Annotated in this window: 8 protein-coding genes; all 8 read left to right on the plus strand. The window is 44.8% G+C overall.

The window, feature by feature from the left end:
* A partial coding sequence (locus OB236_RS23560) for a hypothetical protein (protein WP_262686174.1) occupies positions 1 to 314 on the plus strand: 314 nt, incomplete at its 5' end.
* 24 nt (positions 315 to 338) lie between these two features.
* The gene (locus OB236_RS23565; RefSeq protein ID WP_262686175.1) at positions 339 to 6,842 is read left to right on the plus strand and encodes a S8 family serine peptidase; all 6,504 of its coding nucleotides are present in this window, start codon (positions 339 to 341) and stop codon (positions 6,840 to 6,842) included.
* 15 nt (positions 6,843 to 6,857) lie between these two features.
* Entirely contained in the window at positions 6,858 to 7,613 is a 756-nt protein-coding gene (locus OB236_RS23570) for a hypothetical protein (RefSeq protein WP_262686176.1), read from the plus strand.
* A 297-nt stretch (positions 7,614 to 7,910) separates the two neighbouring features.
* Positions 7,911 to 9,041 (plus strand): IS3 family transposase, encoded by a 1,131-nt coding sequence (locus OB236_RS23575; protein ID WP_262686177.1) that lies wholly within the window; start codon positions 7,911 to 7,913, stop codon positions 9,039 to 9,041.
* Between the two features lie 409 nt (positions 9,042 to 9,450).
* Complete coding sequence (locus tag OB236_RS23580) at positions 9,451 to 10,047, plus strand: hypothetical protein (RefSeq protein WP_262686178.1); 597 nt, start codon at positions 9,451 to 9,453, stop codon at positions 10,045 to 10,047.
* Positions 10,044 to 10,385, plus strand: coding sequence for a DUF4751 family protein (locus tag OB236_RS23585; RefSeq protein ID WP_262686179.1), 342 nt, complete (start codon positions 10,044 to 10,046; stop codon positions 10,383 to 10,385). The genes OB236_RS23580 and OB236_RS23585 overlap by 4 nt, the downstream gene beginning before the upstream one ends.
* A 387-nt stretch (positions 10,386 to 10,772) precedes the next feature.
* On the plus strand, positions 10,773 to 13,217 hold the full coding sequence (locus OB236_RS23590; protein ID WP_262686182.1) for an RHS repeat domain-containing protein: 2,445 nt from the start codon (positions 10,773 to 10,775) through the stop codon (positions 13,215 to 13,217).
* Positions 13,218 to 14,513: 1,296 nt separating this feature from the next.
* The coding region (locus OB236_RS23595; RefSeq protein ID WP_262686183.1) for a hypothetical protein at positions 14,514 to 15,308 on the plus strand (795 nt) is incomplete at its 3' end.

A 15,308-nucleotide genomic window follows, 5' to 3' on the forward strand; every position in this document is an offset into this window, starting at 1 on the left:
ACTACTTTTTAGCGCGAAGTGAGGATGAAAGTGAAGATATTGGAAGGACGATTTGGACGGATCTCGCAGGTACAGTGGGAAGCAAGATAGTCACCTTCACGACAGGATCAAAAACCAACTACAGATTAATGTGGGGAATGAACCATGGTGGTGGCTTGTCGATCGATGACATTCAAATTGTACGAATGCACAGCTACTCATACACTAATTCTAATCAGCTAGTGTCAGAAAATATCAAGGCAAATGTGAAAATTAATTACGAATATGACAGCAATGGTAACCTAATAAGAAAACGAACATATAAACCAGATTAACTACAGATAACATGGGAGGCTTTTATGTTTCGATCACTTCTATCCATTATTCTTGTATTGACAATGTTATTTACCTCTATGCCGACGGCGTTCGGTGCTTCAACAACCCAAACCCTTACAACCTCTGGTGGAGCTGTCACCGACAGTGTGTATGGAAATCCCTCTACACCTCGCAGCTATATCATCAAATACAAAAACAGTGCTCCGGGCAAAGCTGGGCTCGCTCGTGCAAACGCCAAAGTGGACAAGCGCTTCGGAAAGCTGTCCTTTCATGTGACGGCAACCTTGTCTGAGCGTGAAGTAGAAGACCTCCGCAAGGACAGCTCGATCGCCTATATCGAACCGGATCAATCTATCTACAAAGCAGCGGATCAAGTTTCATTTAACCTGTTGCAAATTCATGCTCCTGAAGCACAAGCACAGGGCGCCACGGGCGCTGGTGTCAAGATCGCCGTTCTGGATACCGGGATTAGTACGACCAGTCCAGAGCTGCGTGTAGCCGGTGGGGTATCGTTCGTCCCTGGAGAGCCAGGGTTTGACGATCAGAACGGACATGGAACGTTCGTTGGCGGTATTCTCTCGGCCATCCAAGACGACAAAGGTCTGCTGGGTGTAGCACCTGGAGCTAGCCTGTATGCCGTCAAAGTGTTAGACAAGCAGGGAGCAGGAACGTACTCTCAGGTTATTCAGGGCTTAGAGTGGGCGATCGATCAGAAGATGGATATCATCGTGATGAGTTTGGCCGGCAGCGCCTACTCCGCAGCGCTGGAAGAAGCTGTGCAGTTGGCAAACGATCAGGGCATTCTGCTTTTGGCGGCTACAGGCAATGACGGCAAAGTCGGTGTCTCGTATCCAGCCAAATATGCCGCGGTTATGGCCGTTGGCGCGGTCAATGCCCAGAACCAACGAGCGTCGTTTTCCAATGTAGGACCAGAAGTCTCTGTGGTCGCCCCCGGTGTGGACATTCAGGGCTTATCGCTTGGCAGCGCCTATACGAGCATGAGTGGCACATCCGCAGCGGTCGCCCATGCGGCCGGTGTGGCCGCGTTACTCAAACAGAAGCATCCACTGGACTCCCCGCAGCAGCTTCGACAAGCACTGACGGATAATGCAATGCCACTTGGAGATGCGGCCATCTTTGGGAAAGGACTCGTGAATGCAAGTGCTGTTTTGTCGGGTCCATCGATAGTTACACCGAACCCGACCGGATCTGCCATCGAGACCGTTGGTGTGTTCACGAAAGCGGAATTGACCACTATCGAGCAGCAATACACACCGGAGATGCGGTATGCCGCCGCCTTTTACTACCCGGACTTGTTTTCCCTCTTAACCAAAGCACAAATTACGCAACTGCTGACAGAAACGGATGCGTCTATCCTGCAGAAAGCCGCTCGTTTCCCAGCTGAGAAGCAGCTGTTGATCCATACCTGGACGCCGATCCTTAGCCAAAAATTGAACCCAGTTCCGACTGCGCCCGTAACCGTGGCCGACTCGACCTACGCTATGAAGGCCGCTGCAGCGAATCCAGATGAAACGTATTACCGAGATCCGATCGATCCGAAGCCGTACAGTGCGGACCTCGACGGCGCGATCGACAAACTGCACCGGACCGCGGCGCAGCAAGCGGTGGATTTGTATTTGCCGGGTAAGCACGGCTTGGACTTCAATTTGACGCGAAGCTACAATTCGTTATCCTCCAAAGTCACGTACCTGTCACCATATCCCTATTTCGGTTGGCCACCCGGACTGCAACCTTATTCAGCTCGACCGGACCGACTGGATATTGGTCTGCGGGACAATATGATCGCGACAGGGTGGTCACTCAACCTACCTACCATTAATGTGACAGCACCAAACGGTATCATGAAAGTCGAGCATGCTGCAGCAGAGCATCGTTATTATGCTGGAAATAAAAATGAGGTTTCTATTAGCTTGGAGGATGGGAAAACCTACCAGTTTAATTATGATGAGTTTCTCCAAGGGCATAATAACTTGAAGCCCAATAACTATCCTTACGAAAATGTAGTTCTGACCCTATACGATAGCGGGCACAACAATGAATACTACAGGCTCACCGTGGATGAACAGATTACGTACCAATTCCGTTGGACGAATAATCCGAAATGGACGGGAATCCAAAGTAAAACCAATCAGTTCGGCGACACGATCACATACAACCGGGATGAATTTTGGGGTACGAAGAAAGTATCTGGGGCCCTTAATATTACAGATTCCGTCGGTCGGACAGTGAGAATTGTTCAAGACAGCACCGGCATTTCCCAAGTGATTGCAAAAGATATGAATGGGAATACGACCCACTCGATCCTGTACAATCGCGAGATGGAGGCCTTGCATGTGGAGCCTTCGTATGAGGAACCGGCTTATGTGAGGTTGACAAGCGTATTCGACGAAATTACCCAGAAAACGTTGGCTGCGTATACGTATTATGCTTTGCAAACCGCAGACGCGAATATGGATACCAACTACACTTATGCGGTGAGCGGTAGCGGGGAAGCGGTGCTGAATGAGATGGGAACCGATGGACAACCCGCCGAATCGTCAATGGTGCATGCGCAGGACCTGGCAACGGCACAAACAATCCAGTATCTGCTGCTCCATACCGCGAAAAATGAGACCAATCTGACCATAACCTACCAATACCAGGCGTATGATGCGAATTGGAAACAGTATGGCACTTATGAGGAACGGATGCGCAAGCGGGGAACCGTGAGGCTGTACGCTGATCCGTTTGCGATCACGTACACGAGCTACCATCCGGTGCAGAAGGTTTACTATACCTACCCTGACAGCAATGGGGCGACGAAAACGCTGCTCCAGACGATTAGCGGGAATATCAATCAGGCGCAGGAGCAATGGCTGGAGCCCAAAACAAACCGACCATCGGGTAACTTTCACTTGAGCCAGAGCAGCAGTTACCGGGCGGGAGATAAGCCGTCGACGCGGATTCAAACCGCTTTTGACGATTATACGAGTGACGTGACGTATGGATATGGAATCAGTGGGATCGCCGGCAGTGTGTTGTTATCCGAAACAAGCAGCAGTTCACCAGTGCAGACGTTGGATGTCACGGATAACGTAAATCGGGTCAGCTGGACGGGTAAGGATGTCACCTCGTATCGATATGAATCGGGCAAGTCGCAGCCCAGTACCATCCTTCACTGGGTGGATGCGGGGACGTCGGATAGTAAGCCGACCACTGTGTTACAGGAACTGCGAAATGGGAGCGGTAGCAGCGTGCCGGCTAGCGTGGCCAATTACGCTACGGTAGTTACACGGGCGTATAACAGCTGGGGGCAGATTACGTCCGAAACCGATCCTTACGGTAACCGGACCGAACGAGAGTACACCAACCCGAACTCACGGCTGAGCTATGAGAAGCAAACGGCCGCAGACGGTGCCACTATGCAAGTAAATACATGGACTTACTTGTCAAAGACCTACAGATATGATTGTTACGATACTTACTGCTATGCGCCTTATTACGTGCTGCACAAGCAAACCAACAAAGGGACCTACAAAAACCCAACGAATGCAGGGGAGACGAAAACCGATACCATCGTAACGGAATATACGGCTTATGATGACAACAAAAAAGTACCGACCCGGATTGAGGTGAACAGCACCGGGGACCAGTACACCGAACTGCCAGCCGCGACGGTCAGTGTGTTGGAATACGATGGCCCAGGTCTGCATGTGACGTCGGAAAAGATAAATGCGGCATTGTCCGAAGGAGCGGCGGCAAGTGAGATCAAGGTTACATCAGAATATGACCGATATGACCAGTTGAAGGAACGGACCTATGCCGATGGCAGTAAGGCGAAGTACACTTACGACCATATGGGTCGCCTGACAACGTCTACCGCAGTGCCGGCTCAAAATCCGAGTGCCACCCGAATGACCACGTTTGCTTATGACGATGGGCAGCGGAAAATCACTAAGACGCTACCCGACGGGGAACAAGGGATCACCCAATATACACCGTTTGGACAAGTAGAGAAGCAGTGGCGTCAGCCGACGGGCAGTGCCCCGAAATTAGTACTGTCCAATGTGATGGACAGTACTGGGCACTTAATCAAAGAAACCCATCCGTATGGGGACGCCACGAGCAAAACCCAGTACACGTATGGAGCCAATGGTGCGCTTCAAACCACGACGGATGCTGAAGGGAACCAAACGAAGTACTACTACGCCAATACGTCCACTGCGGCTAACGGAACCAGCCAGTACCCGCAAGCGACAGTCAAGGTCGTCGAACCGGACGACAAAGAGAGTTGGAGCTATCAAGATCGGGGAGGACGTACGCTCAAGTCTGTCGAAAACACGCCTACGAAAACCCGCAGTACCCAATTGACGTACACACCGCTTGGGAAAGTCGCGCAACAACAAGTGACGGGGCAAGGAGAAACCCAGACGACAAGATATGGGTATGATGCGATAGGGAACCTAATCTATCTCAAAGATCAGTTGAACCAAGAATTTATGTACCAATATAACCGCTTGGGAAAACTGACGAAGTCCAGTATCAATGGCAGTGTGCAAAAACAGCAAACGTATAACGAATTGGGCTGGCTACTAAGCAAAACGAATGCGGGAGGCGGCAAGGAAAGCTATCGGTACAAGAAAACGGGGCTGGCCGAAACGTACGTGGATAAAGCGGGACAAACATATACCTACACGTATACCGATTACAACGAACCGTCTCGAACCTCCATCAACAACCCGTCGGGAACCGAAATCTATTGGAAACAAAACGGATACGACGGTACGACCCGACTGCTCACAAGTATTACGAGCATCGAAGGGGAGTCCCTGAATTACCATTACGATGCCTGGAAACGAATGGACCAGCAAACCATAGCAGGGAGACCGTATCAGCTGGCCTACGATGGCAAGGACCGACTGGAGACTCTGACCTACCCGGATCAACAAAAGGTCACGTATGGTTATGACAAATTAAACCGGATAAATAGCGTGGACTATGCGGGAATGGGAAAGGTGGTGCCCTCCTATACCGTACAATCGAATGTGAATACGTACAATCTCTCGTACCCATCAGGTCTGAGTCAGGAGAAAAAGACGGATGGGTTTAAGGAATTAGTTTCACAGAAGCAAACGCAGGGGGGAAACCCGACATGGAACGAAACGTTTGAGTATGACGGTTTTGGAAATATCAAGAAGTTGACGCGAAATGGAGCCAACTCGGGATTTGAATATGACGGTTTAAACCGGATTCGGCAGGAAACGGTAGCGAGTGGAACGAACAAGTACACGTATGATGATAAAGGCAACCGGCTGACGATGGAAACATCGAATGCACCGGGCACAGCTGAAGAAACGCAGGACTTCACCTACAACGCGGTCAATGAACTGAAATCCTTTACGAACAATGCGGGAACGACGGCATCGTACAGTTATTATGGGGATGGGCTGCGAGCTACGAAGAACGTGAATGGGAACCTGACGCGGTATGTGTACCTTAATGGCAAAGTGATTGAGGAATTGGATGCGAGTGGCAATGTGAAGGCCCGAAACATTTGGGGTAACGAGCTTTTATGGAGACAGGATAACACCACTGCGAAGTCAGGGTATTACTTCTACAACGGTCATGGCGACGTCGTAGCGATTAAGGATGCCGCGGGGAACAATATTAATACGTACGATTACGACATCTGGGGCAATGTGCTGAGCAAGACGGAGGGGATGAACAATCCGTACCGCTACACAGGTGAGCCGCAAGATGACGAGAGCGGATTGATTTACCTGAGGGCGAGGTATTATGACCCTACGGTTGGACGGTTTATCTCGCAGGATACGGTCGAAGGGGATTTGAACAATCCGCTGAGTTTGAACCTGTATACGTATGTACAGAATAATCCGTTGAGGTATACTGATCCTAGTGGGCATAGGACAAGAAAGTCATCATCAGAAAATCCGCAGATGGGCAGTGCGGAATTTGGAAGAATTGTCCATTTGATGGTGGGAGAATATTTTAAGGCAATATTTAATACAACAGACAGTCAGATTGCATTTACTGAGGTGGAAGTCCCAGTCAAAAGTAATTCTTCTGGGTGGGGAAGAGCTGACATGGTGCTGCAAACGGATGATGCATATGAAGTGTATGAATTAAAACCTGCATCCTATTCAAATTTGAAAAGTAGTGATAAACGTAGTAACAAAAGTTTAAATGAAGAGGGTAAAAATCAACTTAAAAATTATGTCGATGGATTAAAAAGTCAATTAGAAACGGACGCAGTAAAGGCTGGAACTACATGGAATCCAAATGGGACAAGGTTGCCTCATCCTTTTAATCCCAAAATGGAAATTATTTTAAGGACCTACTATGACAGAGATCCAGGCATGATATACTATGATGAGGTTAACTCAAATAAAGATCCAAAGGAAGATTTAAAAGAAGCCTCGGAGGCTATAAAAATAGTTCTTGGAGTTATAGCGGCTGTTGCGGCTAAAAAAATTCCAACTCCAGCTCAAACCCCAGCAATTCCATGAAAAGGGTGAAGATAAATGATTTCAATACCAAAGGTTCTTCAAAAAGAAGTCGCTCCAATATTAAAGCAGAAGGGATTTGATTATTTTGAAAAAATTGACAATGCATCTTGGAGGTTTTCAAAGCAAGTTGGCACTGTTAACCAGTATATTATTTACAAAAAAAGCAATCATTACGAAAGCTCGATAAGGATCGAATTTAATACATCTATCACTAAATCACCCGCGATAGAAGGAAATTATTTTGAGAAATACAACACTCATGGTTGGCTACAGTATCAAAACCAAGATTCATTACGAGAGATATTATTTAAACTCACAGAAATTGCTCTTCAACATGGTATTCCATGGCTTGATATTATGAGTATTCCTGATCAGAGACCAACAGCAGAAGCAAAAGAGCAACTCAGGTTAGCTCCAGAAGTTATAGCAAGCCAATTTGCTTCAATTCATAATTTAGATCTATCTGATAAAAATTCAATAACAATGTTAGAGGAGATATTGTTGAGTAGTAAAAGGGAGGATGAGCAAATCGATTGGGATATAATGGTCAGTAGCAGTGCTTGTTTGGGGCAGATGATTGTTATAAATTTGGGTGGGAATTGGAACTGGGATGAAATAAATCAAACGATAAAAATAGTAGGAATTGGCGGAAAGGATAGTCTTACGTTCGCACCATTAGAGAATATTTGTAAATACTGGAGTAAACCTCAATTAAAATCTTACAAACTAACAAGCGCATATGACAGAATGAAATTGCTTGCAAATGCTTAAATAAATAGTGAACTGTAACCCGTAAGGTGGACACTTGAAAAAAAGTGACCTCTTACGGGTTTTTGTGCTTTAATCATACTATCGAGAATACATGGGGAATGAATATCATGAGGAAAATCAGAACAGGATTTACTGAAACAGAGATCAGGCTACTGGAATCCAATCCGAACGTAAGCCGCGTATCGGGGAGAAACATCTCGTATGCTCCAGCCTTTAAACTCGCAGCAGTGCAAGCTAACATGGCGGGAGAGCCGCCAATGGAGATTTTTTTGAAAGCAGGCTTTAGTATCGAACTCGTTGGCCAGAGAACACCTACAGAAAGCCTCTATCGCTGGAGAGAGACCTACGCTAAGTACGGTGAGGCTGTTAGAAGAGCGCCGAGGCCTTGGAAGTACAGGTAGACGATCAAAAACGGAATCATCAGCGGAAGAGAAGCTGCAGCAAGCGGAAACTCGGATTAAACTCCTCGAAGCGGAGAACGAGCTATTAAAAAAGCTAGAAGCGCTCGAAAGGCGAAAAAGTAAGGAGTTGACGCCTTCCGAGCGCTTTCAGCTCATTCATCAAACGATTCGTAAGCATGATTTACGACGTTTAACACGTTACCTCTGTCAGATTGCCGAAGTAAGTGAAGGCGGCTATTACCGTTGGAGTAGTGCTGAGGAGTCGCGTCAACTGCGAGAGACAGCCGATCAATACGACTTTCAGCTTATTAGGGAGCATTTTGAAGCGTTGAACGGGAAAGCAGGCGCATTGGTTATCAAAATGAGGCTGGAGAAATTGAATGGCATTGTCATGAATCATAAAAAGATTCGTCGTATCATGCGCAAGTTTGGGTTAGTAGCTACGATCCGTCAAACCAATCCCTATCGCAAAATGGCTAAAGCGACGCAAGAACATCGTACATGTCCTAATCTCCTAGAGCGTCAGTTTGATCAAGGAGAACCCGAGAAGGTCCTCCTTACAGACATCACATACATGCGCTATGGTAGCGGTCAGTGGGCATATCTTTCTTGTGTGAAGGACGGTGCTACGAAGCAGATTCTGGCACACTATCTATCTTCAACGTTGGAGCTATCCTTGGTTGAACGGACAATGGCTCGTCTACTCAAACGATTGGATGGAAATATTCATCCAGATGCCATCTTCCATTCTGACCAGGGTATGCACTATACGCACCCGAAAACCCGCCTCCTCATCGCCGAAGCTGGGTTTAAGCAGTCGATGTCTCGTAAAGGGAACTGCTGGGATAATGCGTCCATGGAGACGTTCTTTGGTCATATGAAGGACGAGCTTGACTACAAGGACTGTAAATCTCTTAAAGAGCTGCGGGTCAATGAGTATGTGATCCACTACAATTCAGAACGCTATCAGTGGACACTAAAAAAGATGACTCCTGATGAATTCAGAAGTCATCTCCTAGCTGCTTAAGGCTTCAATACCATTTTTCAACACTGTCCATAAATGAGGTTACAGTTCATCTTGTATTGTGGTTTTTTCTTCTCACCAGCCAATTCCTATCACTGTTCATTAACAACATAAATATGCACTCGTATGCACCGCGGCGCATAATGTCACGTACCTAAAAGAGACTTTATAACAGGGAAAGTAAAAAAACATCGATTGGCTTTATGCCATTTAATATTATTAAGCAACGTATTGTGTTTATTCTTTTGTACTTTGCTGCACTATACAACATGAAAATTCAACCATTACGTGCCTGCGGCAGATAGTAAGCCCCTCCATATGCGAATCAAAGGAAGGGATATGTTGAACCTTGTTAAAGTACTGAAATTTATTCAAATAACTGAAATTATGTAAATAGGAGGATAAATAATACATGTTTAGAGGCAGAAAAACTCGAAAATTAACAATAATGATGATGTTGTTTGCCTTGATACTTCCTATGTTAATAGCTGGAAATGTGGAAGAGCAGTCAGCAAAAATAGCAAGCGAATATACTCAAGCTTCGGTTGAATCTGCGATTAGTCGCCCCCTGGAGCCTTATGTACCTTTAGATTGGGATACAAATTCGATAGTTTCAACGGAAGTCTTCGGTCAAAACGAGGTTTCACAAGAGCATGGTTATCGATATGTATACGACAAACAAGGAAGATTGGATTATATTAAATTACCCAGCGGTGATGTAACTGATGTACAGTACGATCCTAACGGTAATCAAACTAAAAGGCTGCTTTCATTTCGTAGTTTGGTCGGAGATAGAGAATCAGGGAGTATTTTAAATCATACATCTGGCGGTGATTCCAGTAGTTTTCACAGTGATACTATCGTTAACTATAAATCTTGGGATGGTTCTAATTGGACTGTAAAGATGGTTGGGGGAAACTTCATTCATGCCCCTAATGGGGATTTCACAAATACACATATAAGTAAAAATATTGACTATGTAACTTGGGATGGGGAAAATGGTCTGTGACCAATGTGGCCACAATGATAAATCACGTTTTGAATGGAGAGTTTTTCAACGCTCATACGGATGTCATCATTAACTATGTATCATGGAATGGTACGAATTGGACTGCAAAAATTGTTGGAAATACTTTTATTCATGCTCTTAATGGGGATTTTTCAAATTCACATGCAGATAGACTAATCAATTTCATATCTTGGGATCAAAGTAGTTGGACTGCTTCTATTAACAATGATGATGGGTTCAGTCTGGCACCCAATGGTGATTTTTCAAACGCATATGATAGTAACACATTAAATGATGTAACTTGGAATAAAGGATTTTGGTCTGCAATGATAAAATAAATGTTCTGTTCCCTTAAATGGATGCGAACCGAAAACGTATTGGTTTACCAAGGAAGTGAGGTGATGTGATCGAGGAGCACTGGGTCAGCCCGCTATCAGGAACCCATGATTGGACGCAACTACAAGTGTGTTGTTAGACGACAGAGTTTGGGGGGCGACAGGTGGATTCGAGTGCTGTACTGCCTATTGTTTTATTTAAGGTTATTCAATAAGAATGGTACCGTACGTTGAGACGCCAGTACCCAGGTCAGTTACTGCACCACCCTGATAGCGGAAGCCAGCAAGCTCCTTGGATCGCTAGAAGCCACTCATGGCATGGTAGGCAGCATAAGTCGTAAAGGGCACTTGAACCAATGTCAAGAAAATAGAAGTTGAAGGAGTCAATTTATGCAATCAGTAAGTAAAAAGGGAGTTTTGACTTTAGTAATAAGTGCATTTTTGTTATTTTTATTAACTTTCAATGAGGTTTCAGCTACAAACCCGGCACCAACAAACCCAAACTTAGCATCGATGGGCACTGCTATGGCATCGTCTGTGTTTCCTAGTATGTTATATCCGATCTCTAGTTTGAATGACGGTAGCTCTTCAAGCTATTGGAATGATGGTACACCCGGGGTGTACCCGGATTGGGCGGAAATAAATTGGGGAAGCCCGCAAGCTATCGGTTTAGTCAAGCTGAGGCTTCCTGTAATGCCAACGTTTACTTTGCCCCTGCGGACAATGGGTTCACTGACACTGCAATATAAGGATAACGCAGGGATTTATCGGAATATCAAAACTTTAACTAGTGTAGTAGCGCCTACCAGCGATGATGGGAGTCAAGTCATTAATATAGAAACAGGGAGCACGATTACTACAGCGATCCGTATACGATTTGATGCAGGGAATGGTGATGGATGGTCGTTTATGGAGGAAATAGAAGCCTATGGCAGCCCCAATATGGCGGCGACGGGGACGGCTACAGCATCATCGGTGCATGCCAGCGGCTTATTCCCGATAGCGGGCTTAATAGATGGAGGAAGCACAAGTTATTGGAATGATGGAACGCCCGGGGTGTACCCGGATTTGGCGGAAATAAATTGGGGAAGTCCGCAAGCTGTCGGTTTAGTCAAGCTGAGGCTTCCTGTAATGCCAACGTTCACTTTGCCCTTGCGGACAATGGGTTCACTGACACTACAATATAAAGATCACAAGGGGGTTTACCGGAATATCAAAACTTTAACTAATGTCGTAGCGCCTGCCAGCGATGATGGGAGTCAAGTCATTAATATAGAAACAGGGAGCACGATTACTACAGCGATCCGTATACGATTTGATGCAGGGAATGGTGATGGATGGTCGTTTATGGAGGAAATAGAAGCCTATGGCAGCCCCAATATGGCGGCGACGGGGACGGCTACAGCATCATCGGTGCATGCCAGCGGCTTATTCCCGATAGCGGGCTTAATAGATGGAGGAAGCACAAGTTATTGGAACGATGGAACGCCCGGGGTGTACCCGGATTGGGCGGAAATAAATTGGGGAAGTCCGCAAGCTATCGGTTTAGTCAAACTGAGGCTTCCTGTAATGCCAACGTTTACTTTGCCCCTGCGGACAATGGGTTCACTGACACTGCAATATAAGGATAACGCAGGGATTTATCGGAATATCAAAACTTTAACTAGTGTAGTAGCGCCTACCAGCGATGATGGGAGTCAAGTAATCAACATTTTGACAGGAGATATAGAAACGACAGCAATCCGTATACGGTTTGATGTAGGGAATGGTGATGGGTGGTCGTTTATGGAGGAAATACAGGCTTATGCCAAATCTAATCTAGCTTCTCTCGGAAATGTCACAGCATCATCGGTGCATGCTAATGGATTATTATTCCCGATAGCGAGCTTAACGGATGGAGAGAGCACAACCTATTGGAATGATGGAACGCCAGGGGTGTACCCCGATTGGGCGGAAATAACTTGGGAAAGCACTCAGGCTATCGGTTTAGTCAAGTTAAGACTACCGGTAATGCCAACGTTTACTTTGCCCCTGCGGACAATGGGTTCACTGACACTGCAATACAAGGATAACGCAGGGTTTTACCAAAATATCAAAACCTTAACTAATATCGTAGCACCTGCCAGCGATGACGGGAGTCAATTCATTTATGTAGAAACAGGAAACACGATTACTACAGCGATCCGTGTACGGTTTGATGCAGGGAATGGTGATGGATGGTCATTTATGGAAGAGATACAAGTTTTTTCTAGTCCCAATATAGCGTCTGCAGGAACGGCCGCAGCATCATCCGTGCATGCCAGTGGATTATTCCCGATAGCCAGCTTAATAGATGGCAGGAACACAAGCTATTGGAACGATGGAACGCCAGGGGTGTACCCGGATTGGGTGGAATTAAATTGGGAAAATCCACAAGCTATCGGTTTAGTCAAGCTGAGGCTGCCGGTAATGCCAACGTTCACTTTGCCCCTGCGGACAATAGGTTCATTGACACTGCAATATAAGGATAACGCAGGGATTTACCAAAATATCAAAACCTTAACTAATGTCGTAGCACCTATCGTTGATGACGGGAGTCAGGTAACAAGTTTAGAAACGGGAGGTATTGATACAACTGCGATTCGGTTGCAATTCGATGTTGGGAGTAGTGACGGATGGTCGTTCATGGAGGAAATTGAAGTGTATCCTTATCAAATAAAATATGTTTATAATCAAACAGGTCAATTGAAAACGAAGCGATTATCAAATGGCGATAGTATTAGTTATGAATATGACCAAAATGGTAATTTAGTTAAAAAGATTATTGTTCCAAAGATACAAACAGGATCAAACTGAGAATGCTTACCAAAATCAATAAAGTAGCAGTGCGATTTAAAGCGATAAAATTTAACTCATCAGTTGTAGCATAGCTATACGACGTTTCTCAATAATAACATTTATATCATATCCACTCAATATCTTATACCTAGAGGCATCTATGCCCAAGAAAAAATAACGATGATCTTCAGTTGCTACAGCTATAGAAGGTAAGATTAATGCTTATTTTGATTTTAATTCCTGAAATAAAGGGATCAATCTGGTGTTGATTTTGGCAAAATGTATCTTACGAAGGCGGACAGTTCGCGGACTTGGCCTATGCATACCATAACACGCGACCCACTACAAAGACTAGAATTACCAAATCTCTTATTTCGTAGTTTGGTAGGGGATAGAGAATCAGGGAGTATTTTAAATCATACATCTGTCGGTGGATCCAGTAGTTTTCATAGTGACACTATCGTTAACTATAAATCTTGGGATGGTTCTAATTGGACTGCAAAGATGGTTGGGGGAAACTTCATTCATGCATCAAATGGAGATTTTTCGATTGCGCATATGGATAAACGGATTGATTATATGTCTTGGGAACATATATTGAAGAAAATGGCTACTGGTTAAAAGTATATTTTTTAGCTCATAGTAGAACTGGGGCTTTCGAAGCAACACTAATGGATTTGGAGATAGAAAAAATCAAAAAATTATAAGATCTATTCTGCCGCAATGCGACCAACCCTCGTATTGTGGTTTTCTTTTTATGCACTTTGCCGCCCTAAGGACAATATGAAAATCGTGAATATGTTGACCGCGGCGGCTAAAGTGAGAGTTGACCTGCACAAACAGGAGTAATGATGATAACAAAGTTGGAATGAGCTTGACGAATAAATTAGATTGAGACTTAGATTACATAAATATTAACATGTAAAATTTTAATTGCATCGCTTTGCCCAATTTCTTTACTATGTTTATTAAATACATTACAAATTAACATATAGGGTTGTCCCTTATCTAAGGTTTGGGGCAATTATCCTTTTACTTAAAATAATAAAATTCGACAACATAAATCGACAGTTTACGACATGTTTCATTTGTTATATTGGATCTTATGAGCTAAATTGCATATTTATGAAACAAATGCGACTAATCATACCCAAATAAAAATTCGCACATAAATAAAAGAGAAAGGGAAATTTGATGTAAAGGAAATCACGGTAGAACGTCTGATTACGGTAAATAGGATTAGTGTTTATAATCAAGCAGAGTGACTTAGTATATCCGTTTAGAAAATAATGGAGTCCTTTTGAGGAGAGAGAGATGCATAAGAAAATTATTCAATCCCTTTGTTTGTTTCTTTACATCATTATAACGAATTCATATCTGGCCACCGCAATGGAGACATACAATTACAGCGTGGATGGGCAATTAACGGCAAACAATTCTTATAAATTTATTTACGATAAGAACGGGAATTTAATTAAAAAAATAAAGAGAAGCCTGCTTAGATCTGGATTTGATTCTGAAAACTTTGAGAATTACATGATGGAAAATAGTAATTACGTCATCCCGGTAAGAGAAGGGAGAGATGCGAGAATTGTGCCAGACGGATCTTTGCAGGGGGCATATACGATGTATGCCAAAGCCCCTGTGGCGTGGGAGTGGGACACGTATCTAACCTCAGACCCGTCAAAATTGAAGTTGGAACCCAACACGACGTATACGGTATCGTTCAAACATAAAACGATCAGTGAGCCGGGGAGTGGTGGTTACTTCGATTTTTTCGTACGAAGCTTGAAAGGAACCCCTGTTGAAGATCGAGGGTGGTTGACATGGAACGAAGCGGCAGGAACAGTTGGGAGCAAGGTCGTTACCTTTACAACCGGTACCCATGACGACTACCAATTAAGCTGGGGAATGCGCTACGGAGGAGCCGTGCTCATAGATGATATTCGTGTGATTAAAAACAACGAATCATTTGAAGCAGCAACCCTGGATAACATCGATTACGTTATCCCAGTAAGAGAAGGGAGAGATGCGAGAATTGTGCCGGACGGATCTTTGCAGGGGGCATATACGATGTATGCCAAAGCCCCTGTGGCGTGGGAGTGGGAC

Source organism: Paenibacillus baimaensis (genome assembly GCF_025567575.1).

Excerpts from the sequence above, each read along its gene's own strand:
- OB236_RS23565 (WP_262686175.1), top strand. The coding sequence starts at position 339 with ATGTTTCGATCACTTCTATCCATTATTCTTGTATTGACAATGTTATTT.
- OB236_RS23570 (WP_262686176.1), top strand. The coding sequence starts at position 6,858 with ATGATTTCAATACCAAAGGTTCTTCAAAAAGAAGTCGCTCCAATATTA.
- OB236_RS23580 (WP_262686178.1), top strand. The coding sequence starts at position 9,451 with ATGTTTAGAGGCAGAAAAACTCGAAAATTAACAATAATGATGATGTTG.
- OB236_RS23590 (WP_262686182.1), top strand. The coding sequence starts at position 10,773 with ATGCAATCAGTAAGTAAAAAGGGAGTTTTGACTTTAGTAATAAGTGCA.